This is a genomic window from Microbispora siamensis, assembly GCF_016863095.1.
In the GTDB taxonomy this organism is placed as follows: Bacteria; Actinomycetota; Actinomycetes; order Streptosporangiales; family Streptosporangiaceae; genus Microbispora; species Microbispora siamensis.
Genome location: NZ_BOOF01000025.1, coordinates 72,917 through 97,785 on the forward strand (window position 1 = coordinate 72,917; position 24,869 = coordinate 97,785).

General features: G+C 71.5%; 19 protein-coding genes. 14 read left to right on the forward strand and 5 right to left on the reverse strand.

The window, feature by feature from the left end:
- Position 1: 1 nt before the first annotated feature.
- On the reverse strand, positions 2–1,948 hold the full coding sequence (locus Msi02_RS21465; RefSeq protein WP_204049950.1) for a beta-propeller domain-containing protein: 1,947 nt from the start codon (positions 1,946–1,948) through the stop codon (positions 2–4).
- A gap of 109 nt (positions 1,949–2,057) precedes the next feature.
- Here Msi02_RS21465 and Msi02_RS21470 point away from each other — a divergent pair, with 109 nt between their 5' ends.
- A complete protein-coding gene (locus Msi02_RS21470; RefSeq protein WP_204049951.1) occupies positions 2,058–3,614 on the forward strand; it encodes a succinic semialdehyde dehydrogenase in 1,557 nt (518 codons plus the stop codon).
- Positions 3,615–3,627: 13 nt separating this feature from the next.
- Positions 3,628–5,340: a GMC oxidoreductase gene (locus Msi02_RS21475; RefSeq protein ID WP_204049952.1), complete on the forward strand. Its 1,713-nt coding sequence runs from the start codon at positions 3,628–3,630 to the stop codon at positions 5,338–5,340.
- On the opposite strand, the gene Msi02_RS21480 is transcribed toward Msi02_RS21475, so the two are convergent.
- Positions 5,337–6,521 (reverse strand): ROK family transcriptional regulator, encoded by a 1,185-nt coding sequence (locus Msi02_RS21480; RefSeq protein WP_079316221.1) that lies wholly within the window; start codon positions 6,519–6,521, stop codon positions 5,337–5,339. The genes Msi02_RS21475 and Msi02_RS21480 overlap by 4 nt on opposite strands.
- Before the next feature lie 171 nt (positions 6,522–6,692).
- Between Msi02_RS21480 and Msi02_RS21485 the strand changes: the two genes are divergently transcribed.
- From Msi02_RS21485 to Msi02_RS21520, 8 genes are read left to right on the forward strand one after another with little or no spacing between them, the layout of a single operon-like run.
- A complete protein-coding gene (locus Msi02_RS21485; RefSeq protein ID WP_204049953.1) occupies positions 6,693–8,006 on the forward strand; it encodes a glycoside hydrolase family 36 protein in 1,314 nt (437 codons plus the stop codon).
- Positions 8,003–8,911 (forward strand): carbohydrate ABC transporter permease, encoded by a 909-nt coding sequence (locus Msi02_RS21490; RefSeq protein WP_204049954.1) that lies wholly within the window; start codon positions 8,003–8,005, stop codon positions 8,909–8,911. Before Msi02_RS21485 ends, Msi02_RS21490 begins: the two co-directional genes overlap by 4 nt.
- Positions 8,912–8,919: 8 nt before the next feature.
- Positions 8,920–9,729, forward strand: coding sequence for a carbohydrate ABC transporter permease (locus tag Msi02_RS21495; protein WP_204049955.1), 810 nt, complete (start codon positions 8,920–8,922; stop codon positions 9,727–9,729).
- A gap of 15 nt (positions 9,730–9,744) precedes the next feature.
- A complete protein-coding gene (locus Msi02_RS21500) occupies positions 9,745–11,079 on the forward strand; it encodes an ABC transporter substrate-binding protein (protein ID WP_204049956.1) in 1,335 nt (444 codons plus the stop codon).
- 7 nt (positions 11,080–11,086) lie between these two features.
- Positions 11,087–12,631, forward strand: a complete 1,545-nt coding sequence (locus Msi02_RS21505; RefSeq protein WP_239108586.1) for an alkaline phosphatase D family protein — start codon at positions 11,087–11,089, stop codon at positions 12,629–12,631.
- 11 nt (positions 12,632–12,642) lie between these two features.
- A complete protein-coding gene (locus Msi02_RS21510) occupies positions 12,643–14,640 on the forward strand; it encodes an NPCBM/NEW2 domain-containing protein (RefSeq protein WP_204049957.1) in 1,998 nt (665 codons plus the stop codon).
- A gap of 25 nt (positions 14,641–14,665) precedes the next feature.
- Positions 14,666–16,279, forward strand: a complete 1,614-nt coding sequence (locus tag Msi02_RS21515) for a beta-N-acetylhexosaminidase (protein ID WP_204049958.1) — start codon at positions 14,666–14,668, stop codon at positions 16,277–16,279.
- Positions 16,276–17,058, forward strand: a complete 783-nt coding sequence (locus tag Msi02_RS21520; RefSeq protein ID WP_204049959.1) for a tyrosine-protein phosphatase — start codon at positions 16,276–16,278, stop codon at positions 17,056–17,058. Before Msi02_RS21515 ends, Msi02_RS21520 begins: the two co-directional genes overlap by 4 nt.
- Here the strand turns inward: Msi02_RS21520 and Msi02_RS21525 are convergent.
- On the reverse strand, positions 16,994–18,979 hold the full coding sequence (locus tag Msi02_RS21525; RefSeq protein WP_204049960.1) for a HelD family protein: 1,986 nt from the start codon (positions 18,977–18,979) through the stop codon (positions 16,994–16,996). The two genes, Msi02_RS21520 and Msi02_RS21525, sit on opposite strands and share 65 nt — an antisense overlap.
- A gap of 102 nt (positions 18,980–19,081) precedes the next feature.
- Between Msi02_RS21525 and Msi02_RS21530 the strand changes: the two genes are divergently transcribed.
- Together Msi02_RS21530 and Msi02_RS21535 are read left to right on the forward strand one after the other, a co-directional pair.
- The gene (locus Msi02_RS21530; RefSeq protein ID WP_204049961.1) at positions 19,082–19,726 is read left to right on the forward strand and encodes a TetR family transcriptional regulator; all 645 of its coding nucleotides are present in this window, start codon (positions 19,082–19,084) and stop codon (positions 19,724–19,726) included.
- Positions 19,727–19,765: 39 nt separating this feature from the next.
- Complete coding sequence (locus tag Msi02_RS21535; RefSeq protein ID WP_204049962.1) at positions 19,766–20,623, forward strand: class I SAM-dependent methyltransferase; 858 nt, start codon at positions 19,766–19,768, stop codon at positions 20,621–20,623.
- Positions 20,624–20,628: 5 nt separating this feature from the next.
- On the opposite strand, the gene Msi02_RS21540 is transcribed toward Msi02_RS21535, so the two are convergent.
- Positions 20,629–21,159, reverse strand: coding sequence for a MarR family winged helix-turn-helix transcriptional regulator (locus tag Msi02_RS21540; RefSeq protein WP_204049963.1), 531 nt, complete (start codon positions 21,157–21,159; stop codon positions 20,629–20,631).
- Between the two features lie 148 nt (positions 21,160–21,307).
- Here Msi02_RS21540 and guaA point away from each other — a divergent pair, with 148 nt between their 5' ends.
- Positions 21,308–22,855 carry a glutamine-hydrolyzing GMP synthase gene (gene guaA / locus Msi02_RS21545; protein WP_204049964.1) on the forward strand — a complete coding sequence of 516 codons (1,548 nt, stop codon included), beginning with the start codon at positions 21,308–21,310 and terminating at the stop codon, positions 22,853–22,855.
- Between the two features lie 92 nt (positions 22,856–22,947).
- On the forward strand, positions 22,948–24,168 hold the full coding sequence (locus tag Msi02_RS21550) for an acyltransferase family protein (protein WP_239108587.1): 1,221 nt from the start codon (positions 22,948–22,950) through the stop codon (positions 24,166–24,168).
- On the opposite strand, the gene Msi02_RS21555 is transcribed toward Msi02_RS21550, so the two are convergent.
- Positions 24,107–24,844 carry a polysaccharide deacetylase family protein gene (locus Msi02_RS21555; RefSeq protein WP_204049965.1) on the reverse strand — a complete coding sequence of 246 codons (738 nt, stop codon included), beginning with the start codon at positions 24,842–24,844 and terminating at the stop codon, positions 24,107–24,109. The two genes, Msi02_RS21550 and Msi02_RS21555, sit on opposite strands and share 62 nt — an antisense overlap.
- Positions 24,845–24,869 lie beyond the last annotated feature (25 nt).

Sequence of the window (24,869 nt, forward strand, 5' to 3'; positions counted from 1 at the left end):
GTCAGGCGAAGGGGATCCACGCCCGGTCGGCCAGCGTGGCGGCGTCGCTGACCTTGAGGCCGGTGTCGGACACGGTCCACAGGTCGTCGCCGATGACGAGGGAACGGCGGATGCCCTGGTCGGCGGGGGCGAAGTCGCTCTTCGCGGGCGGCCGCGGGTGGGTCACGACGCCCAGCTTGGTGATCTCGCGGTCGCCGATGCGCAGCGCGAGGGCCGCGCTGCCCGCGATCCCGCCCTCGGACCAGTTCTGGAGCGGGAGCACGGCCAGCCCGGTGGCGGGCCAGTAGAGGAAGGCGTGCGGGTCCCACTCGGCCTCCGAGCCGGACTCCTTCTGGTGGAACCGCGACAGCACCGCGGGCGCGGCCGGGTCGGAGACGTCGAACAGCGAGATCTGCGTGCCGAGCACCCGGCCCTTCTCGCTCGCCTCCTGGCCGATGCCGATGAGCCGCCCCTGACCCGCCGGGTGGAGATAGGCGGAGAAACCGGTGATCTTCAGCTCGCCGGTGACCTTCGGCGCGGCCGGGTCCCGCAAATCCAGTGTGTACAGGGGGTCGGTCTGGCGGAACGTCACCACGTAGCCGAGGCCGTCCATGAACCGCACCGAGTAGATCCGCTCGCCCTTGCCGAGGCCCGTGACCGAGCCCGTCTGCGCGAGCGTGCCGGCGTCGAGCACGTACACGCCGCTCTCGCTCGTGCCCGGGCTCGCGCCGAACACCTCGGCGCCGCTGGTCGTCGCCACCCGCAGATGGCCGTCGTACTCCGACAGGGAGTACTGGTTCAGCAGCCGTCCCGGCACCGATCCCGACGTGACGTAGCGCGGGGCGCCGGGGGCGGAGACGTCGAAGCGGTGCACCTCCGTGCGCTCGGGCGGCGCTTCCGGCGTGGCCGTGGGCGCGGCCGGTGAATCGGGCAGCGGCACCACGTCGATCGGGCGCGCCGCCCACCAGCGGGGATTGCTGGTGACGTAGAGGCTGCCCGCCGTTCCGTACACGGTGTCGCCGTCGGCCGCGACCGCGATCGGCGTGAGCGAGCCGAACGGCGTGGCGGCGGCCAGGTCGATCGTGTGGATGGTCAGCATCGAGGTGCCGGTGAACTGGTCGGGGTGGCTGACCTGGCCGCAGCCGACCCGCTCGGTGTGGCTCGCGCCGCCCGACTCGACGTCGTACGACGGCAGCCACGCGTCGGCGGGGGCGGACAGCACGGCCTTGCGGTTGCCTTCGAGCAGTTCCTTCTCCGATTCGTCCTGCTCCGGCGCGGGGAAGGCGATCTCCGGCTGGGACCGGACGACGAGCCGCACCGTGGAGCCGACCTGGCGGGCGTCGATGTGCTGCCCGTGCACGGTCATCGCGCCGAGGACGCGCGGCTCGCCGGACAGGTCCACGAGGACGTACCTCGGGCCACCGGAGCCGGCCCGGATCTTGGCCGTCGCCCCGAACGGGACGATCCCGCCGCCCTGGAACAGCACGAGCGCGCGGTCGCCGTGCACCAGCAGGTCGGCCTGGGCCCACGACTGGTCCTCGGCGACGAGCCGCAGCGTCCCGGTGACCTTCCGGGTCTTCGCGTCCACGACGCGCAGCACGCCCCGGGTGACCGTGATCACCCGGTCGCCGTCGGTCTTGACCAGGTCGGGCTCGTCCACGCCCGCTTCGTGCGTGTTCGTGGTCGAGTACGACTGCTCGGGCGTCGCCTGCTTGGCGGCGGCGACGTCGGAGCGGGCCGCGTAGAGCATGGCGTCCCCGAAGCCCCAGGGGGTCACGTTCCGCGCGGCCGCCTGCCGCAGCCCCTCCGTCATCTCGTCGCAGTCGGCATACGCGACGAGCCGCACCTTGCCGGTCAGGTCCGTGGGAGGGGGCGGGAAGTCCTGTGTCGTACGGCCACCCGCGCAGCCCGTGGCTCCCGTGGCCAGCAGCGCGGCGAGAATGCCCGCCGTACGAATCGATGTCCTCATGCCCCCAAGACGGATCACGTCCCGTCCCGGTTCGACGGCCGCGGCCGGTCGGGGCTCCAGGCATTACTTACCGGTAGCCATGAGCGGGGCTCCGGAATATTCTTCCGCCATGGGTGCCATGAATCGGACGCTCGACGCGGCCGTGGTCGACCGGATCCTCACGCACGTCTCCTCCGAGGGCAAGACGAGGGAGATCCTCGCGCCGTTCACAGGCGAGGTCCTGGCCGAGGTCCCGATCTCCACCCCCGAGGACGTCCGCGCGGCGTACGCCAGGGCGAGGGCGGCGCAGGAGGCCTGGGTGGCGCTGCCGGTCCGGGAGCGGATCAGGCCCTTCCTGCGGCTCCACGACGCGCTGCTCGACCGCCGCCGGGAGCTGCTCGACATCGTGCAGTGGGAGACCGGCAAGGCACGGCGGCACGCGTACGAGGAAGTGGCGGACGTGGCGGGCTGCACGCTCTACTACGCGCGGCGGGCGCCCGGGCTGCTCGAGCCGCAGCGCAGGCAGGGCATCTTCCCGATCGCCACCCGGGCCGCCGAGCTGCGCCACCCCAAGGGCGTGGTCGCGGTGATCAGCCCGTGGAACTACCCGCTGGCCCTCGGCGTGACCGACGTGGTCCCCGCCCTGATCGCGGGCAACGCGGTCGTGCACAAGCCCGACACCCAGACCCCGCTGTCCACGCTCTGGACGATCGACCTGCTGGCCGAGCTGGGCATGCCGCGCGACATCTGGCAGGTCGTGCTCGGCGATCCGGAGGACGTCGGCGACCCGCTGATCGACGGCGCCGACTACGTCGCGTTCACCGGCTCGACGCGCGGCGGGCGGAAGATCGCCGAGGAGGCGGCCAAGCGGCTCATCGGCTGCTCGCTGGAGCTCGGCGGCAAGAACCCGATGATCGTGCTCGACGACGCCGACCTCGACGTGGCCGCCCAGGGCGCGATCCGGGCCTGCTTCACCAACGCGGGCCAGCTGTGCATCTCGATCGAGCGCCTCTACGTGCACGAGGCGATCGCCGACGCCTTCCGCGACAAGTTCGTCCGGGCGGTGGAGAACATGAGGATCGGCCCCGGTCTCGACTGGGACGTGCAGATGGGCTCGCTCACCTCCCAGCGGCAGCTCGACGGGGTGTCGGCGCACGTCGAGGACGCCGTCGCCAAGGGCGCCACGGTGCTGACGGGCGGCAGGCCGCGCCCCGACCTCGGCCCGTTCTTCTACGAGCCGACCATCCTCGACGGCGTCGGCGAGGACATGGCCGTCTGCAGGGACGAGACGTTCGGGCCGGTCGTGTCGCTCTACCGCTTCAGGAACGAGGACGAGGCGGTGCACGCGGCCAACGACACCGCGTACGGGCTGAACGCCTCGATCTGGACCAGGGACGTCGCGCGGGGCCGCCGCCTCGCGGCCCGGATCAAGGCCGGCACGGTCAACATCAACGAGGGGTACGGCTCGGCGTACGCCTCCTACGACGCGCCGATGGGCGGGATGAAGTCGTCCGGGCTCGGCCGCCGCCACGGGACCGAGGGCCTGCTGAAGTACACGGAGGTCCAGACGGTGGCCAGCCAGGCCACGTGGCTGGGCTTCGAGCCGATCCTCGGCATGACCTACGACAAGTACGCCGACACGCTCGCGGGGCTGCTCAAGACGATGAAGCGGCTGCACCTCAAGTAAGGAAGGCGGGGCGTTGGACTACGACGTCGCGGTGATCGGGTCGGGGTTCGGCGGGAGCGTGACCGCGCTGCGGCTCACCGAGAAGGGCTATTCGGTCGGCGTCCTGGAGGCCGGTCGGCGGTTCGACGAGAAGACCCTGCCGAAGACCTCCTGGCGGGCCAGGGACTTCCTGTTCGCGCCCGCCCTGGGCCTGAAGGGCATCCAGCGCATCCACGTCCTGCGCGGCGCCAACGGCGTGATGGTGCTGGCCGGTGCGGGGGTGGGCGGCGGCTCGCTCGTCTACGCCAACACCCTCTACGAGCCGCTCGACCCGTTCTTCCGCGATCCCCAGTGGGCGCACATCACCGACTGGAAGGCCGAGCTCGCGCCCTACTACGACCAGGCCAGGCGCATGCTGGGCGTGGTGGACAACCCCACGGTCACCGCCGCCGACGAGGTGATGAAGAAGGTCGCCGAGCGGATGGGCGTCGGCCACACCTTCCATCTCGCCCCCGTCGGGGTCTTCTTCGGCGAGCCCGGCGTCGAGGTGGACGACCCCTACTTCGGCGGGGCTGGGCCGCGCCGCCGCGGCTGCACCGAGTGCGGCGAGTGCATGACCGGCTGCCGCCACGGCGCCAAGAACATGCTGATCAAGAACTACCTCTACCTGGCCGAGAAGGCCGGGGCGAAGGTCCACCCGGAGACCACCGTCACCGGCGTGCGGCCGATCGAGGGCGGCTTCGAGATCACGGTGAGGCGCACCGGCCCGTTCGGCCCCACCCGCACGCTGACCGCCGGGCAGGTGGTCTTCGCCGCCGGGACGTACGGCACGCAGCACCTGCTCCACCGGCTCAGGGCGACCACGCTGCCCCGGATCTCGCCTCGGCTCGGCGCGCTGACCAGGACGAACTCCGAGGCCCTGCTCGGCTTCGAACGCCTCACCGCCAAGGGCGCCAAACTCAACCACGGCGTGGCGATCACCTCCTCGATCCATCCCGACCCGGAGACGCACATCGAGCCGGTCCGGTACGGCGACGGCTCCAACGCCATGGGACTGCTGCGCACGCTGCTCGTGGACGGCGGCGGGCGGGCGCCGCGCTGGCTCAAGTTCCTCGGGGCGGCCCTGCGGCGGCCGCACCTGCTGCCCCGGCTGTTCAACCACCGCAGGTGGTCGGAGCGCACGGTCATCGCCCTGGTCATGCAGGCGAAGGACAACTCGATCACGCTCTCGCTGAAGGGCGGGAAGCTGCGGGCGGGCCCGGGCCACGGCGAGCCGAACCCCACCTGGATCCCCGCCGGGCACGAGGCCGTCCGCCTGGCGGCCGAGGAGATCGGCGGCCTGCCCGGCGGCTCCTGGCTCGACCTGTTCGACATCCCGGCGACCGCGCACTTCCTCGGCGGCTGCGCGATCGGCGACTCGCCCGAGACCGGCGTGATCGACCCCTACCACCGCGTCTACGGCTACGAGGGCCTGCACATCGTGGACGGCTCGGCCGTGTCGGCCAACCTCGGCGTGAACCCCTCGCTCACGATCACTGCCCAGGCCGAGCGCGCGATGGCGCTGTGGCCGAACAAGGGCGAGCCGGACCCGCGCCCCGCCCTCGGCTCCGTGTACGTGCGGCTCGGGCCGGTCGCGCCCGTGCGGCCGGTCGTCCCCGCGTCGGCGCCGGGCGCGCTGCGCCTGCCGATCGTGGGCATCACCCACGGCGCCGCCACCACACCGGATGCGGAAGGGCGCGCCGGTTAGGATCGCGAGACGGCGTCCCGGGTGAGGGGGACGGGCAGCGACGTGCCGGAGTCCGCCGTGAACAACTGCCGGTCGAGGTGGTCGACCGCGTGGTCGATGGCGCCGAACACCACGCACTCGTCGCCGAGCGTGGAGGCGCGCAGTTCGGGCATGCGCAGGCAGACCGCCTCCAGGCGGCGGCGCAGCGGCGGGAGCAGCACGTCGGCCGAGCGGGAGAAGCCGCCACCGAGCACGGCGATCTCGGGATCGAGCACCAGGACGATCGCGGCGACTCCGACGGCGAGATCGTCGACGTAACGCTCGACGGCGGCCAGCGCCGCCGGGTCGCCGTCTCTGGCGGCGGCCAGCGTGTGGCTGGCGGCGTCCTCCACAGGGGTGCCCTCCGGGACCACCGGGCAGTTGTTGAGATGGTCGGGCGCGTCGAACCAGCGGGCCTGCGGAAGCATGACGATCTCTCCCGCCGCCGCCCCGAACCCACGATGAAGCTTCCCATCGATGATCAGTCCGGTGCCCATGCGCCGCCCGACGTGCAGGAACACCACGTCGCGCGCGCCGCGGGCCACCCCTCGCCTGGCCTCGGCCAGGGCCGCGAGCCGACTGTCGTTCTCGATGAGCACCTCGCACGGGAACATGGCGCCGAGCAGACCGGCCAGGTCGAGACCGGTCCACGCCGGGATTCCCGCGGAGTAGGTGACGACGCCCTCCGGTGTGACGATGCCGGTGGTTCCGACGGCCACGGTCCACACGTCCGCCATGGTCAGGCCGGTGAGGGCGAGGCAACCGCCGACCGCGCGTCCGATCGCCTCCATCCGTTCCCGTACCGGCGTTTCCGGGACGACGGCCTGCCTGGTCTCGGCCAGGACGGTCCCGTCGAGGTTGGACAGGGCGGCGCGGACATTGTGCGCCCCGATGTCGATCCCGACCAGGTGACCGCGGTCGGCCCGGAAGCGGTAGCGGCGGGCCGGCCGCCCCATTCCGCCCGAGGTGGGGGGAACCTCCTCCACCCAGCCGAGACTGGTCAGCTCGCCGACGACCTCCTTCAAGGAGGGGCGTGACAGGCCGGTCCGCGCGGAGAGCGCCGACAGCGTGGCGGGTGCGCTTCCGCGCAGCGCCCTGATCGTGGAAAGCGCGTTGAGCTGTCGCAGCCGCGACAGGTCACCGCCGAGCGGCGGGTTCCCCATGAACCGTCCCTAACGTAGGAAACCTCCAGAAGTACCGATTATGACAGACGGTGGAGGATCTTGCGGCCCGTCAGGTCCTCGGAGTTCGCCGCAAGCGGCTATTGACCCGTCAACACCCCACTGTTACTAATGAAGGACTCCATCACAAGTGAGCGAGAGGAATGAAGTCTGATGTCGTTCACTGACATCGGCGAGATCGTGTGCGACCCCGCGAAGGCCCTGGTCTTCGAGCATGGGTGGCAGTCCTGGAGTCCCACCGGCACCTATCGTTTCGGGCAGACTCCTCCCCGGGCCGCGGACGCCAACATCCAGGTCCTCTGCTACCGCCCGGAGACGCCCGTCCCCGCTGACACCTACCAGGGGGAGGGCCTCCTGGCGGTGGACCCTGGCGAGGGCGCACCGATCTTCCTCTGGTCGGCGCCCGACCCGCTGCGGGTCCCGTCCATCCGCCTGCGCGCCGAGGGCGGCCGCCTCGTCGTCTCCGCCGACGGGCCGGTACGGCACGAGCGGATCGAGGGCGGACTCGACGCCGCGCTCCGCGGCTGGGCCACGGCGATGGCCGCGGGGTTCGCCCCGGACCGGTTTCCCGCGGTGCCGCCGATGTGGTGCTCCTGGTACGGCTACTGGGACAAGGTCACCGACGACGACATCCTGGAAAACCTCCGCCTCGCGCCCCGCCACGGAATCGAGGCCGACATGTTCCTGCTGGACGACGGCTACGAGGCCGAGATCGGCGACTGGCTGGAGCCGCGCCCCGGGTTCGGCTCGCTCGACCGGGTCGTCGGCGAGGTCACGCAGGCGGGCAGACGGGCCGGCATCTGGGTGGCGCCCTTCCTGGCCGGGCACCGCAGCCGCGTCTTCCGCGAGCACCCCGACTGGCTGGTCGGCGGCGCCCACGCCGGGACGATGTGGGACCAGGACCTCGCCGTCCTCGACGTCACGCACCCGGAGGCCGCCGCCCACCTGGTCGACGTCTTCCGCACCCTGCGGGCCAAGGGCATCACGCATTTCAAGCTCGACTACCTCTACGCCGGCGCCCTTCCGGGCCGGCGGAGCGAGGACGTCGATCCGATCGCCGCCTACCGCCGCGGGCTGGAACTGATCCGCGAGGGCGCGGGGGACGACGCCGTCCTGCACGGCTGCGGGGCGCCCATGCTGCCCAGCATCGGCCTGGTCGACATCATGCGGGTCAGCCCGGACGTGGCGCTGCGGGTGCTGCCCAGGTCGGGCGACATCAGCCAGCCCTCCCAGCTCGGCGCCCGGCTCACCGGCGCGGCCCGCGAGTTCCTCCACGCCCGGTGGTGGGTGAACGACCCCGACTGCCTCATCGCCCGGCCGGAGATGGAGGCGCGCGAGGAGTGGGCGGAGCACGTCCACCGCACGGGCGGCCTGCGCGGGTCGAGCGACCCGATCGCCGCTCTCGACGAGTGGGGCCTGGACACGACCCGGCGGTTGATGGTCCCCACCCGCCCGAACCCGTCGTGACAGCGGACCCGGCCGGCCGCACCGGCCGCACCGGGCGATCCGGCGCCTGGTACGGCTACCTGTTCGTCACCCCCAGCCTCCTCGGCGTGGCCGCGTTCCTGCTGCTGCCGGTCCTGATCGTGCTCGGGTTGAGCTTCTTCGACTGGAAGCTGCTGTCCGACCCGATGTTCGCCGGGCTGGAGAACTACCGGCGCCTCGCCGATGACGGCGCCGCCTGGCACTCGGTCTGGGTCACGGTCCTCTACGTCCTGCTGTGCGTCCCGCTGCAGACGGTACTCGCCATGATCCTCGCCCTCCTGCTGAACCAGCGGGTCAGGGGCATGCGTTACTACCGCGCGCTGTTCGTCGTGCCGTGGATGGCGACGCCGATCGTCATGGGCCTCACCTGGAACTGGATCTTCGATCCGCGGGGTGGCGCGCTCAACGGCGCCCTCTCCCTGATCGGTGTCACCGGTCCCGACTGGCTGTCCGATCCCGCCTGGGCGCTGCCGGCGGTCGCGCTGGTGAACGTCTGGCAGCACACCGGGTACAACATGCTGTTCTTCCTGGCCGGCCTGCAGGGCATCCCGAGCGAACTCCACGACGCCGCGGCCACGGACGGGGCGACGCCCGTGCAGCGGTTCTTCCGGGTGACGCTGCCGCTGCTCAATCCCACCATGTTCTTCGTCACGGTGACGAACCTGATCGGCGCCTTCCAGATCTTCGACACCATCTTCGTGATGACCGACGGTGGTCCCAGCGGCAGCACCGACGTAATCAACTTCCGGATCTACAACACGGCCTTCAAGGACTTCGACTTCGGCTACGCCTCCACGCTTTCCATGCTGCTCTTCGTGATCATCCTCGTGGTGACGCTGGCCCAGGTGCGGTTCTTCGGCAAGCGCACGACCTACGACCTCAGCTGAGAGCCACGATGACCAAGCGGACCCTGCTGTACGCCGCCCTCGCCGTCGGCGCCTTCCTCTCCGTCTTCCCCTACCTGCTGGTCGTCCTGACCGCGTTCAAGACGCGGACCCAGCTCAACTCCACGCCGCCGTGGCTGCCCGCGATGCCGCCCACCACGGCCAACCTCGCCGAGCTGCTCGGCGGCGACTTCCCCCACTACATCGCCAACACGCTGCTGATGACCGCCGCGCTCACCGCGGGCCAGCTCGTGTTCACCACATTCGCCGCCTACGCCTTCGCCCGGCTGCGCTTCCGGGGGCGAGAGGGTCTCTTCTGGCTCTACGTGGCGACCATGATGGTGCCCGGCGCGGTCACCGTCATCCCGCTCTTCCTCATCATGCGGCAGCTGGGCCTGGTCAACACCTGGTGGGGCCTGCTGCTGCCGTACCTCCTCGGAACGCCGTACGGGATCTTCCTCATGCGGCAGTTCTTCCGCGGGCTGCCGGCGAGCCTGGAGGAGGCGGCGCGCATCGACGGCGCCGGGCCGCTGAAGATCCTGCTGCGCATCCTGCTGCCGCTGTCCCGCCCCGCGCTCGGCACCCTCGCGATCATCACGGTGATCTCGTCCTGGAACAACTTCCTGTGGCCGCTGATCATCACCAGCGGTGACGACACCAAGGTCATCACGGTGGCCATCGCCGGGCTGAAGGGCGGCATCGGCGTCGACTACAACCTCATGATGGCCGGCGGTCTGATCGCCCTGGTCCCGATGGTGGCGATCTTCGTGTTCTTCCAGAGGTACATCATCCGGTCGGTGGTTCTCACCGGCCTCAAATGAGAAAGGTCAGCGAATATGCAAGCCCCCCGAGTTCGCTGGGCCAAGCCGCTCGCCGGCGTCGCACTGCTCGCCGCGGCCGCCACCGTCACCGCCTGCGGCGGTTCCGGTTCCGGTTCCGGTTCTCCGGGTGACCCGGTCACCCTCACCTACCGGCTCTGGGACGAACAGCAGAAGGCCGGCTACGAGAAGGTGATGGCCGCCTTCGAGAAGGCCAACCCGGACATCGATGTGACCATCGAGGTCCTGCCGTACGACCAGTACTGGACCAAGCTGACCGCCGACGCCGTGGCCGGCTCGGCGCCGGACGTCTTCTGGATGCAGACCAGTCAGTTCCCCGAGTTCGTCACCAAGGGAGTGCTCGCGGACCTGACCCCGCTCAAGCTGGACACGTCCAAGTACAACAACAAGGTGGTCGAGGCCTACACCTACAACGGCAAGCTGTACGGCGTGCCCAAGGACTGGGGCATCGTCGGCCTGCTGTACAACGTGGACCTCTTCAAGAAGGCCGGCGTCGAGATGCCGGAGACGCTGACCTGGGCGCCGGACGGCTCGGGCACGCTGCTGGAGACCGCGCGCAAGCTCACCGCCGACGAGGAGGGCCGCCACCCCGGCGATCCCGGATTCGACAAGGACAAGGTCAAGACGTACGGCTTCGCGTCCTGGAACCACTACCAGACCCAGTGGATGAACTGGGTGAACTCCAACGGCGGCAGACTGCTGGACAAGCCGTTCGGCCGATACACCTTCAACGACGAGGCGTCGGTGCAGGCGCTCCAGTTCGGCGTCGACCTGGTCAACAAGTACGATGTCTCGCCGCCCGCGACCCGGACCAACCCGCCCACCGGCAAGGTCACCGACATGTTCACCCGGGGCGAGGTGGCGATGTTCCCGGCCAACAACGCGCTGCTGCCGTTCGTGGTGCCGGAGGCGAAGTTCAAGGTCGGCGTGGCGCCGATGCCGCAGGGGCCCACCGGGCGATCGGTGAACATCAACGGGCTGTCCGAGACCGTCTACGCCAAGAGCAAGCACGAGAAGGAGGCCATGAAGCTGGCGACCTTCCTGGCCTCCGAGCAGGCCCAGAAGGTCATGGCGGACGGCGGATACGTGTTCCCGGCGCTGAACGGCCTGGCCCAGGGCTACCTCGACTACTGGCAGAAGACCGAGGGCATCGACGTCTCGCCGTTCCTTGAGGAGTCGAAGGGCGACACCTTCAGCCTGCCCGTCACGACCGGGTTCACCGGCTTCGAGCCCAAGCTCAACCAGATCTTCAACGAGATGTACCTCGGCAAGATCACTCCGAAGCAGGCAGCCGACCAGGCCGTCGCCGAAGGCAACGCGAGCATCAAGTAGGAGCATGATGATCAACCGGCGTAGCTTCCTCGCCGGGGGTGCCGGCGTGGCCGCCGCGGCGGCGCTGGGCGTCCCGCCCGTGCGCGCGGCCGCCCGCCAGTCCCCCCTGTCCGACGTCTTCCAACTGGGTGTCGCCTCCGGCGAGCCCGACCCCGGCGGTTTCGTGCTGTGGACCCGCCTCGCCGTCGACCCCGTCGCCCCGGACGGTCTCGGCGGCATGCCGAACCGGCCCGTCCCGGTCCAGTGGCAGGTCGCCGAGGACGACCGCTTCACCAAGGTCGTACGGCACGGCACCGAGATCGCCCGGCCCGAGGCGGCGCACAGCGTCCATGTGGAGGTCGACGGCCTCGACGCGGGCGCCGAGTACTTCTACCGCTTCCGGGTGGGCACGGAGACATCGCCGGCCGGGCGTACCCTGACCGCGCCCGCCCCCGGAACCCTCGGCCGCCCCCTCAACCTGTCCTTCACCTCGTGCGCGGACTACCAGGTCGGCTGGTTCACCCCGTATCGCCGGATGGCCGAGGACGAGCCGGACCTCGTCGCCTTCCTCGGCGACTACATCTACGAGTACGGCGACTACAAGTACCCGGTGCGCGACCAGGCGGGCGGGGAGTGCTTCGACCTGGCGGGCTACCGGCTGCGGCATGCCCAGCACAAGGCCGACCCCGACCTGCAAATGGCGCACGCCGTCGCCCCCTGGACGGTGGTCTTCGACGACCACGACATCGAGAACGCCTGGGCGGGCGACGTCCCCGAGCAGCCGGACCCGCCGTTCCTCCAGCGCCGCGCCGCCGCCTTCCAGGCGTACTACGAGAACATGCCGCTGCGCCGGGCACAGCGGCCGCAGGGCGCCGCGCTGCACCTGTACCGCTCGCTGCGCTGGGGCCGGGTGGCCAACCTGCACCTGCTCGACACCCGCCAATACCGGGACCTCTACCCCTGCACCGGCAAGTCGGGCACCGTGGGACCCGACTGCGCCGAGCGGTTCGCGCCCAACCGCACCATCCTCGGCGACGAACAGGAGGCCTGGCTGACCGACCGGCTGCGCACGTCCGAGGCCACCTGGGACCTGATCGGCCAGCAGGTCTTCCTCATGGAGATGGACTGGACGACCGGCGAGGGCAAGGGCTACAGCAACGAGGGCTGGGACGGGTACGTCGCGTCCCGGAATCGGCTGGCCGCCGCGATCGCCGACAACCGGCGCAACGGGGTCGTGCTCACCGGCGACGTGCACTCCCACTGGGCCGGCGAGATCAAGCGCGACTACCAGGACCCCGAGTCGCCGTCTGTCGCGGTCGAGCTCGTCACGACGTCGGTCACCTCCGCCGGTGACGGCATGGACGAATACCCGAACACCAAGCAGCTGCTGGCCGAGAACCCGCACGTCAAGTTCTTCAACGGACGCCGTGGCTACGTGCGGGCGCGGCTGACGCAGGACGAGATGCAGGTCGACTTCCGCTCGCTCAGCCGGGTCACCGAGCCCTACGCCCCCGCCTACACCTCGGGCTCGTTCGCCATCGAGCGCGGAGACCCGCGCCTCCACTCAGCCTGACGGGACCACCCATGCGCATACGCTCGGCCGCCCTCACGGCGGTCCTCCTCGGCATGCTCGCCATACCCGCCGCGGGCGCCGCGGCCCGCGCCACGTCGCCCCCCGCGATCGACGCCCCGCCCATGGGCTGGAGCAGCCGCAGCCTGGGCTGCTCGGTCTCCGAGACCTCGGTGCGGCAGGCCGCCGACGGCCTCGCCGCGCTGGCCGCGGTCGGCTACCGCTACGTGATCATCGATGGCTGCTGGCTGGCGCCGCAGCGCGATGGTGGGGCCCTCGTCGCCGACCGCACCCGTTTCCCCTCCGGGATCACGGCACTGGCCGACTACGTCCACGACAAGGGGCTCAAGCTGGGCCTCGCCCTGTCGGCCGGCACCAAGGCCTGCGCTGGCGGCGGCCCCGGCTCCTACGACAACGAGGCGGCCGACGGCGCGCTGATCCGGTCCTGGGGCGTCGACTATCTCAAGTACGACTGGTGCTCCATCCCCACGGCCGACTTCCCCGGCAAGAACTCCCAGGCCATCGCCCAGACGCTCTACCCCCGCATGCGGCAGGCCCTCGGCGACACGATCGCGTTCGCCATGAACAACGAGGACGGCAACAGCGTCCCCTGGCTCTGGGGGGCCCAGGTCGCCACCACGTGGCGGACCAACGTCTACAACCGGCCCATCACCGACAACTACGCGGCGATGGTCGGCATCTGGGAGACCGACATGCTGCGCGCCGACTACCCCGGTCCGCGCAGTTGGGCCGACCCCGACCTGATCCTGACCGGTGGGGGCGGGATGACCGAGACCGAATACCGCAGCCAGTTCAGCCTGTGGGCGATGGGCGCCGCGCCGCTGGTCCTCATGGCCGACCCGGTCAAGGCGCCCGCCGCGATCGTCGCCAACCCCAAGGTGATCGCGGTCGACCAGGACCCGCTGGGGGTGCAGGCCCACTTCGCCGCCACGGACGGCTGGTACCACGTGCTGGTCAAACCGCTGGAGAACGGCGACCGCGCCGTCGCGCTGTTCAACGAGAGCGACCGGCAGACGACGATCTCCACGACGGCCTCCCGGCTGAAGCTGCCCCACGCGTCGGCCTATCGGGTCGAGGATCTGTGGACGGGCGAGGTCACCCTCACCGAGGGCCGGCTGGCCGCGGCCGTGCCCGCGCACGGGGTGGTGATGTACCGGATCGGCGCCGGGCGTGAACAGGCGCCGCCCGCTGTGACGTTCGAGGTGGACCCCGCGACGTTCCTCGGCGACGACCGGCCCTCGGCCCTGGAGCCCGGGCGGGAGAACGAGCTGGTCACCCGGGTGACCGACACCGGCGGCACCGACCGGCTCGACGACGTCGAGGTGACGCTCGACGTGCCCGAGGGATGGCAGGCCAGGGCGCTCACTCCCGCCCGGTCGTCCGGCCGCCTCGGCGCGGGTGAGATCTTCACCGTGCGCTGGGCGGTCACCCCGCCCGCCGGCGCCCCGCGCACCGCGTTCGAGATCGGCGGCAGGGCCTCCTTCGGCTGGCGCGGGCGTACGGCACAGGTGAGCGGCCACGCGGTGGTCCAGGTGGCGGAGGCGCCCGCTCGCGGCACCACCGCGCTCAGCGACCTCGGCTGGACCCGGGCGACCAGCCATCTCGGCCCGGTCGAGCGGGACACCAGCAACGGCGACGCGGCGGCGGGCGACGGCCGCCCGATCACGATCGAGGGCGTCCGTTACGCCCAGGGCCTCGGCGCGCACGCGCCGGCAGACATCGAGTTCTACGTGGCACGGCGCTGTTCCGAGGTGCGGTTCCTCGGCGGTGTCGACGACGAGGTCGGGGCGAACGGCTCGGTTCAGTTCGAGGTCTGGGCCGACGGCGAGCGGGTGGCCCGCTCCGGCGTGATCACCGGCTCCCAGCCGGCCGTCAGGGTCAGCGCCGCGGTACGGGACGCCCGCTATGTCCGCCTGGTCGTCACGAACGCCGGTGACAACGCCTACTTCGACCACGCCGACCTCGCGGACGCGACGATCACCTGCGACTAGACCACCCTAACCAGGAGGAATCCCCATGATCATCCCGAGGCCTGTCCGGGTTGAGACCCGACAGGGCCGCTTCGTCCTCGACCGGAACACCGCGCTCGCCGCCGATCCCGAGCTCGGCGAGGTGGCCGCCTGGCTACGGGGGGAGCTGAGCCCGGTCACCGGCGGCGCTCTGCTGCCAGGCCGGACCGGCCCGGGAACGATCACTCTTGCCCTGCGCGACGGCATGCATCCCGAGGGCTACCTGCTCACCGTCGGCGCCGACGGAGTGCGCGTCGAAGCGGGCGGAGCGGCCGGGGCCTTCTATGCCGCACAGACCCTCCGGCAGCTCCTTCCCGCCGCGGCGTTCCGGCGGGCGGCGACCGGCGTCCCCTTGTCGCTGCCCGCCGTACGGGTCGAGGACCGGCCGCGCTTCGCCTGGCGCGGCTGCCTGCTCGACGTCGCACGGCACTTCATGACCAAGGCCGACGTGCTGCGTTTCATCGACCTTCTGGCGATGCACAAGCTGAACGTCCTGCACCTCCACCTCACCGACGATCAGGGATGGCGGATCGAGATCAAGCGCCACCCGCGCCTCACCGAGGTCGGAGCCTGGCGCCGGGAGAGCCAGACCGGTTGGAACGGCGCCATGGACGGCCGCCCGCACGGCGGCTACTACACCCACGACGACATTCGCGAGATCGTCGCATACGCGGCGCGGCGGTACATCACCGTCGTCCCCGAGATCGACCTGCCCGGCCACACTCAGGCCGCCATCGCCGCCTATCCCGAGCTCGGCAACGTCGGCACACGGCTGGAGGTCCGCACCACCTGGGGGATCGGCGACAACGTGCTCAACGTGGAGGACGCCACGATCGCGTTCTTCAAGGACGTCTTCGACGAGGTGCTCGAACTGTTCCCCGGTCCCTACGTCTGCGTGGGCGGGGACGAGTGCCGCAAGGACCAGTGGAAGACCAGCTCCGCCGCACAGGCCAGGATCGCCGCGCTGGGCCTGCGCGATGAGGACGAACTGCAGAGCTGGTTCATCAAACAGTTCGACGACTACCTCACGGCGCGCGGACGCCGTCTGGTCGGCTGGGACGAGATCCTCGAGGGCGGCCACGTCTCCGGCGCGATCGTCGCCTCCTGGCGAGGCGACCTCGCCGCCGTGATCGCCGCCAGGGCCGGGCACGAGGTTGTCACCTGCCCGAACACCTCGGTCTACTTCGACTACCGGCAGGACGAGGGCCCGCGCGAGCCCGTCCCGTTCGGCACCGTCCTCACGCTGGCGGACGTGTACGCCTTCGAGCCCGTCCCCGCCGGCCTGCGCGGCGATCCGGCGGAGGCGCATGTCATCGGATCCCAGTGCGCCGTGTGGACCGAGCTGATCGACTCGAACCGCCAGGTGGACTACATGACGTTCCCTCGGCTGTGTGCCTTCGCGGAGACCGTCTGGAGCCCGCCCGAGCGGGACTTCGCGGAGTTCCGCGACAGGTTGCAGGCCCACCTGCCCCGTCTCGACGCCATCGGGGTGGAGTACCGCCGTGAGGACGGTCCGCGGCCGTGGCAGACCCGGCCCGGCGTACCCGGACGGCCCGAGGATCCCGACGAATGGCGGGCCACGGTGGCCGGCTGGACCAGAAACCTGAGGGGGCGGGTGTGAGCCGGGCGATCCCCGGCCCGTCCTGGCCTGGCTGCGTCAACGCACGCGACCTGGGCGGGCTTCCGGCCGCCGGGGGCCGCCGGATCCGCCCGGGCGCCCTGCTGCGCTCGGAGCTTCCCCCGGCCTCGGCGGCGGAGGCGATCTCGGCGCTCCGGCCGGGTCTGATCGTCGATCTCCGGCTCCCCGCGGAGTGCGAGACGCTGCCCAGCCCGCTTTCCGCCCATCCCGCCTACCGCAACATCTCCGTTCTCGGGCCCGGCGACTCGGTGCTGGAGCGCATGGCTGACACACTGACGGGCATCTACAGCGCCATGCTCGACCGGGGGACGGCCCGGATCTCCGCCGTCCTGACCGCCGTCGCCGCCGCGCCTCCCGGTCCCGTGCTGCTGCACTGTCACTCGGGAAAGGACCGCACCGGCGTGGTGGCCGCCCTCGCGCTCGCACTGGCCGGTGTTCCTGCCCGCCATATCGCCGCCGACTACGCCGAGACGGCCCGCTGCCTGAGCCTCGACGACCACCTCGCCGCTCTTCCCGACGAGGCGGCGCGGCTGCGGTCACGCCGCCTGTTCGCCGAGGTCACCCCCGCCACCATGCTGCGCACCCTCGCCTACCTCGACGCCCGGTACGGCGGGCCGGAGTCGTACCTCACGCGGGCGGGGTTCACGGGCGTCGCCGCGCTGCGCGCCCGGCTGACCTCGGCCTGGTCGTGGGGCATCACGTCAGGGGGGACGGCAGCGGACGGCGGTGCACCACGTCGAGACGGGACACCGCGCGGGTGAGCGCCACGTAGAGCCGGTGGCGCCCGCGCTCCTCGGCCTCGACGATCTCGGCGGGCTCGGCCAGCACGACGTGGTCGTACTCCAGGCCCTTGCACAGGGTGGCGGGCACCACGGAGATCCGTACGGACGGGTCGGGCGTGGGGCCGCCGGCGACGGCAAGCCCGGCGTCCACGAGCGCGGCGCGCAGGCGGCCGGCCGACGCGTCGGCGGCGATGACGCCGATCGAGCCCTCGTGATCCAGCGCCTCGCGCACCGCCGTCACGACCACCGGGTCGTCCCCGCGCAGCATGCGCAGCCGGCCGTCGCGCCGGAAGGAGCGGGAGGGCGGCACGTCCACCGAGAGCTCCGCCAGCAGGCGGTTGGCGAGTTCCACGACGGCGGCGGGCGTGCGGAAGCCGGTGGTGAGCGCCATGACCTTGGCGTCCGGCTTGCCCAGGTGCGCCATCTGCTCGCCCCAGTCGCGGGCGGCCCACGGGGTCGTGCCCTGCGCCAGGTCGCCGAGCACGGTCAGCGAGCCGTGTTCGCTGCGCCGGGCGACGGCCCTGCACTGCATCGGCGACAGGTCCTGCGCCTCGTCGACGATCACGTGGCCGTATCCCTGCGGGCGCTCGATCAGACCGGCGAGCTCGTCGAGCAGGATCAGGTCGGCGGCCGTCCAGGCGGCGCTCCGGTAGGTGCGCGGCGGTCTCGCCCAGGTGATCGCCGCCCGCTCGGCCGCCGTGAGCACGCCCCCGGCGGCCTCCGAGGGGTCGCGGAGCACCTCGAACAGCACCTCCTCGGGGCGTACGGCCGGCCAGAAGGCGTCCACGGCGGAGGTGACGGCCCGGGTGGCCCGGCGCGTCCACGCCGTGTCGATCGTCCGGCCGCGGGCCTCCGCCCGGCTCCGCACGAGTGACACCACGCGGGCGATGACGCGCTCACGGCCCACGCCGTACGGCATCGCCTCGCGGCGGGTCTCCTCGACCACGCGGCGCAGTTCGTTCTCCGAGACGCGCCAGCGGGAGGAGCCGTCGGCCATGGCGAGCGGCTCGGCGGGCTCGCGGACGCGCCCGTGGAGCGCCCTGCGCAGCACCTCGGCCATGCGCAGGTCGTGCTTGACCACGGCGGCGTCCGTGCCGTCGGTCCCCTTGACCGGCACCCGGGCGAGGAGCGCGTCCAGCGTGGTCTGCTCGACGTCGACCTCGCCCAGGACCGGCAGCACCGCGGAGATGTAGCCGAGGAAGGCCCGGTTCGGGCCGAGCACGAGCACACCGCCGCGCGACAGCCGCTTGCGGTGGGTGAAGAGCAGGTAGGCGGCGCGGTGCAGGCCGACGGCGGTCTTGCCGGTGCCCGGCCCGCCCTGCACGCACAGGGAGTCCTCCAGGTCGGCGCGGACCAGGTCGTCCTGCTCCGGCTGGATGGTGGCGACGATGTCGCGCATCGGCCCGACCCGGGGGCGTTCGATCTCGGCCGTCAGGATCCGGCCCGCGCCGCCCAGATCCACGCCGAGGTCGAGGCGCTCGTCCTCGAAGCCGGTCAGTTCCCCGCCGGCCCAGCCGAAGCGCCGCCGTACGGACACGCCCCGCGGGTCGCGCGCCGACGCCTGGTAGAACGTCCGTGAGACCGGCGCCCTCCAGTCGATCACCAGAGGCTGCGCGCCGCCGTCGGCGGAGATGTGGCGGCGGCCGATGTGATAGCGCCGCCCGGCGTGCTCGCTCACGTCCTGACCGAAGTCGAGGAGCCCGAAGAACGGCGGCCCTCCGTCGTCCTCGCTCAGCTCCTTCGCCAGGCTCTTCAGGTGGCGGCCCAGCCGCTCGGCGCTGTAGCGGTCGCCCGCCACGGTCTCCCCGACGACCACGTTGTGCCGGGCGCCGTCCAGCATCCGGCGCAGGCCCTCCCTGCAGCGTTCGACGTACGCCTGCTCCTCCTCCAGCGGGGTCATCCGCCGTCTCCTTCCCCCGGGTTCCGTAGGAGCATGGAACAGCAACTCGGTTAAAAATGCAACCGGGTTAACTCTTCTCGGCGATGCTGCTAGCCTGTGCGCATGGTCGATGGGCTGCGGACGCGGAAGAAGGAGCGGACCCGCCGGGCCATATCCGAGGTCGCGATCGCGATGTTCCTGGAGCACGGCTTCGACCGGGTGAGCGTGGCCGAGATCGCGGCCGCGGCGGAGGTTTCCAAGCCCACGCTGTTCCGGTATTTCCCCTCCAAGGAGGATCTGGTCCTGGATCGGATCGCCGACCACAGGGGAGAGGCGGCGGCCGTGGTGCGCGCCCGCCCGGCCGGGCGCACGCCGCTGGACGCGCTGCACGACGCCTTCATGGCGGGACTGGACGCCCGCGAGCCGACCACCGGCCTGTGCGACCATCCGGCGGTGATGGCCTACCACCGCCTCGTCTTCGGCACCCCGAGCCTGGCGTCCCGGGTGGCCGAGTACGCCGCGGCGGAGACGGAGGCCCTGGCGGAGGCGATGAGCGAGGCGGCGAACTCCGCCTCCCGGCCCATGCCGCGCCTGACGTCGCGCCTGGTGGCCGCGCAGTACGTCGCCGTCCGGCAGATCCTGGCCAGGGACAACTACGCGGCGCTGGCGTCCGGCCGGACGGCAGGCGAGGTGTACGGCGAGGCCGTCGCCGCCGCCGGCATCGCCTTCGACCTGCTACGGCAGGGCGCGCGGGCGCACGGCCTCTGACCCATCGTCAAGATCGCCGAGGCGGTTTACGCTCGACGGGTGCAGACCGAGGGGCCCAGCGGGACCGCGCTCCACACGGCGGCGGCGCGTGCCGCCCACCTGATCGTCGACGGGGAGCCGGTCGTCTTCCTCGACCCGTTCGCGTACGCCCTGCTGGGCGAGTGCGCCGAGGAATACGTGCGCCCGCACCGCGAGATGGCGGACCACCCCGTACTCGCCGGGCTGCGCGCGGCCGTCGTCACCCGAGGCCGCTACACCGAGGACCGCCTGGCCGGCGCCGTACGGCGGGGCGTCCGCCAGTACGTGATCCTCGGCGCGGGTCTCGACACCTATGCCTGGCGGTCGGCCTCCGGGCCCGTGGAGGTCTTCGAGGTGGACCATCCGGGCACCCAGCGCTGGAAGCGGCGGGCGATGGCGCGCGCGGGCCTCCCGGCGCCGCCCCGCCTCACGTACGTCCCCGCGGACATGGAGACGGGGGAGTGCCCCGTCGACCGGCTGGCCGCGCACGGGTTCGACCTCGCCCGGCCCGCGTTCGTGAGCTGGCTCGGCGTGACCGTCTACCTCACCCGCGAGGCCGTCGCGCGCACACTGGCCGGGCTCGGCCGCCTCGCCCCCGGCAGCGAGATCGTCGTGGACCACCTGCTGCCCGAGGCCCTGCGCGGCCCGCGTGCCCGGGCGTACGCCGAGACCCTGATGCCGCTGGTGGCGGAGGGCGGTGAGCCGTGGCTGACGTTCCTCGGCCCGCGAGAGGCGGCGGACCTGCTGGAGGAGCACGGCTTCGAGGTGGTCGAGCAGGTGCCGGAGTGCGACGCCGCCGGCCCCGCCCTCCGGGAGCGTGCGGACGCCCTGGCCGGGAGCGGGATCTCGGTGATCACCCACGCCCGCCGGAGGGCTTGACGGGGTCAGCCTCTGGCGCCGGGTGAGCGCAGGTCCTCACGGCAGGTGTTGTCCCGGACCACGGCGAGCAGCGAGCAGAGCGTCTCCACCTGTTCCGGCGTCAGGCCGCGCGCCAGTCTCCGGTGGACCTCCTCCTCGATGCCGCGCAGCCGCGGGCGCAGGGCGTCGCCCTTCGGTGTCGTGCTCACGATGCTGAGGCGCCGGTTGGTGGGGCAGGGCGAACGGCTCACCAGGCCGCTGCGCTCCAGGCGCTGGAGGCTCTTGGTCATCGTGGACATGTCGATGCCCAGCTTCGCCGCGAGCTTGTTCTGATACTGCGGGCCGTGCGTCCACAACACGTTGAGCACGCGGTCCTGTCCCGGATAGAGATCGATCTCCGCCAGCAGAGCGCCCAGCAGGCTCCGGTGCCCCAGCGAGGCCCTGGCCATCAGGCAGCCCAGCGAGTCCTCGACGTCCGCGGGCAGCGTGGGACATGCCGGGGCGTCCGCGGGGCACGCCGGGGCGTCCTGGGCCGGCGACTCCACCCTCTCCACCATGGGGACCTCCTTACCCGGTCATCGTACCCGCTGTATATTGGTCGGCCAAGTTTCGAGCGCCGGCTGCTGCGGCAGGTCCGGGCGGGCAGCATCACCGCGCCGATAGACTGGCGTTACCGCCTCGCTGCCTTCTTGGGGGTCCTTTCCAGTGTCTGAGTTCGACACGGTCCTCGTCGTGGACTTCGGCGCGCAGTACGCGCAGCTGATCGCGCGACGGGTGCGTGAGTGCCACGTCTACTCCGAGATCGTCCCGTCATCGATGCCGGTGTCGGAGATGCTGGCCAGGAAGCCCAAGGCGATCATCCTGTCCGGCGGCCCCTCGTCCGTGTACGCCGAGGGCGCGCCGCCGGTTCCCGAGGGCCTGTTCGAGACCGGGGTGCCGACCTTCGGCATCTGCTACGGCTTCCAGGCCATGGCCCGGGCGCTCGGGGGCGAGGTCGCCAGGACCGACTCCGCCGAGTTCGGCGGGACCGCGCTCAAGGTCCTCCAGGAGGGCCTGCTGTTCGCCGGCCTGCCCGTCGCGCAGACCGTCTGGATGTCCCACGGCGACTCCGTGGTCGGCGCCCCCGCCGGGTTCGCCGTCACCGCGGCCACCGACGCCACCCCGGTCGCCGCGATGGAGGACCCCTCGCGTGGCCTGTACGGCGTGCAGTTCCACCCCGAGGTGCTCCACTCCGAGCACGGGCAGCAGGTGCTCAAGCACTTCCTGGAGGCGGCCGGCTGCCGCCCCTCGTGGACCATGCTCAACATCGTCGAGGACGCCGTGGAGGCCGTGCGCGCCCAGGTGGGCGACGGCCGGGCGATCTGCGCGCTGTCGGGCGGCGTCGACTCCGCGGTCGCCGCCGCGATCGTGCAGCGGGCCATCGGCGACCGGCTGACCTGCGTCTTCGTCGACCACGGGCTGCTGCGCAAGGGCGAGGCCGAGCAGGTCGAGCGCGACTTCGTCGAGGTGACCGGCGTCAAGCTGCGCGTCGTGGACGCCTCGGAGCGCTTCCTCAAGGCGCTGTCGGGCGTCACCGACCCCGAGGAGAAGCGCAAGATCATCGGCCGCGAGTTCATCCGGGTCTTCGAGGACGAGCAGCGCGCGATCCTCGCCGACGGGCCGGTGGACTTCCTCGTGCAGGGCACGCTCTACCCCGACGTGGTCGAGTCCGGCGGCGGCACCGGCACCGCCAACATCAAGTCGCACCACAACGTGGGCGGGCTGCCCGAGGACCTCAAGTTCGAACTGGTCGAGCCGCTGCGCACGCTGTTCAAGGACGAGGTGCGGCGGGCCGGCGAGGAGCTGGGCCTGCCCGCGGCGATGGTGTGGCGCCAGCCGTTCCCCGGGCCCGGCCTCGGCATCCGGATCATCGGCGAGGTCACCCGCGAGCGCCTCGACCTGCTGCGCGAGGCCGACGCCATCGCCCGCGAGGAGCTCACCCGCGCCGGTCTCGACCGCGACATCTGGCAGTGCCCGGTCGTGCTGCTCGCCGACGTCCGCTCCGTCGGCGTGCAGGGCGACGGCCGCACCTACGGCCACCCCGTCGTCCTGCGGCCGGTGACCTCCGAGGACGCCATGACCGCCGACTGGGCGCGGGTGCCGTACGACGTGCTGTCGCGCATCTCCACCCGGATCACCAACGAGGTCCGGGAGGTCAACCGGGTGGTCCTCGACGTGACGAGCAAGCCGCCGGGCACCATCGAGTGGGAGTGACCCGGGATCGGTGAGTGGGGATCAATGAGTGGGGATCAATGAGTGGGGATCAATCGGAATGATCCCGGCCGTGCCGGATAGAGTGGCGCGGTGTGATTGCCACTCACCCCGTCGCCGATCGGTCAGGTGCGAAAGTCAGCCGCCTCGCGTGGCTCGACGCCCTGCGGGGGATCGGCGCGATGGCGGTGGTCGCCGAGCACGCGCTGCCCTGGCTCATGCCGTCGCTGCGTCCCTACTGGTTCAGCCTCGGCATGTACGGCGTGCTGGTCTTCTTCCTGGTCAGCGGGTACATCATCCCCGCGTCCCTGGAGAACAGGGGTGACGTCGGAGCGTTCTGGGTCAGCCGGGTCTTCCGGCTGTACCCGCTCTACCTGCTGGTGATCGCCGTCGTGCTCGTCATGGCGTTCTGGGTTCCGGTGCGCCAGGAGGTGCCCCGGCACCCGTCGGCCGTGGCCGCGCACGTGAGCATGCTGCTCGACGTCGTCCACACCGGCGCCCTCGCCGACCCGATGTGGACGCTGTCGTACGAGATGGTGTTCTACCTGCTGGTGACCGCGCTGTTCGTGGGCGGGGTGCACCGGCGCAGCGGGACGCTGGCGATCGCCTTCGGCGTCGTGGCGGTCGCCGCCGGGCTGGTGCTGTCGGCGCCGCTGCTGCCGGGGCCGTGGCCCGCCATCGCCGCCTGCGTGCTGTTCGTCGCGGGCCTGGCCTGCCTGATCACCGGCCGGTTCCGCGCGGTCGCGGCGTACGCGCTGGGCCTGATGGCGCTCGTGCTGCTCGTGTTCGGCAGCTTCGTGCCGTGGTTCGGTGCGGCGATCCTCGCGGTGATGTTCACGGGGACGGCCCTGTACCGCTGGGAGCGGGGCACGGCCGGGCTCGGCCCGGTCGTGGCCGCGGCGGCCCTGGTGGCCGCCGCGCCGGTGTGGTCGATCCAGGCGGGCTGGTGGTGGGTGCAGCCCGACGTGTGGATCGTCACGATCGTCCTCGCCGGCGGGACGTTCGCGCTCGGCATGGCGCTGCGCGGGCGGCGCGTCCCCGGCGTGCTGACCTGGCTCGGCCTGATCAGCTACTCGGTCTACCTGGTGCACCACCCGCTGCTCAAGTATCTGAACGCGCTCGCCGGCGACCTGCGGTCGCTCACGCCGACCGGCCAGGTGGCCGTCGCGCTCGGCTACCTCGTGGCGCTGCTCACGCTGAGCTGGCTCACCTACCGCTTCGTGGAGGCGCCGGCCCAGGCGCTGGGCCGCAGGATCAGTAGACGTCGGTCGTCGTCTCCGTCCCCGACCGGTCGGGATATACCTGTCCCGGGGTGAGCTGCTGGCCCTCCAGCAGGGTGGACACCGTCACGAAGCTGTAGCCCTCCGCGGTCAGCGTCTGGAGCACCTCGGGCATCGACTCCACGGTCTCCTTGACGGTCTCGTGCATCAGGACGACCTCGCCCTCCCCGGCCACGTCGAGGGCCCGGGTGGTGAGAAGGTCCACGTGCCGGTAGCTCTTGATGTAGTCCTTCGTGGCGGTCGTGCCGGGCACCTGGATGAGCCCGAACTTGGCGGTGATCTCCTCCACGCCGCCGTTGCGCAGCCCGCCGGGCGCGCGGAAGAGCTTCGGCGCCTTCCCGGTCGTCTTCTGGATCAGCCGCTGGGTGTCGCCGATCTTCTTGTTGATCTGGGCGTAGGTGAGCTCGGTCAGGTAGCTGGCGTCCCACGAGTGGTTGCCGATCTCGTGGCCCGCCTTCGCGATCTGGGCGGTGAGCTTCGGATGCTTCTTCACCTCCGTCCCGATGACGAAGAACGTCGCCTTCGCCTTGTATTCGGAGAGGGTCTTCAGCAACGTCTGGGCGTACGGCCCCGGACCGTCGTCGAAGGTCAGGGCGATGCATTTGTGAGTCGCGCAGTACGGTTCATCGGTCCCGCGAGCCTGCGCAGGGGTGGCGGCGGCCGCGGCGAGGGCGCACGCGACGGCCAGAGGGATCAGACGACGTACAGCCATGGGGTACTCCTCGGGGGGATCTATA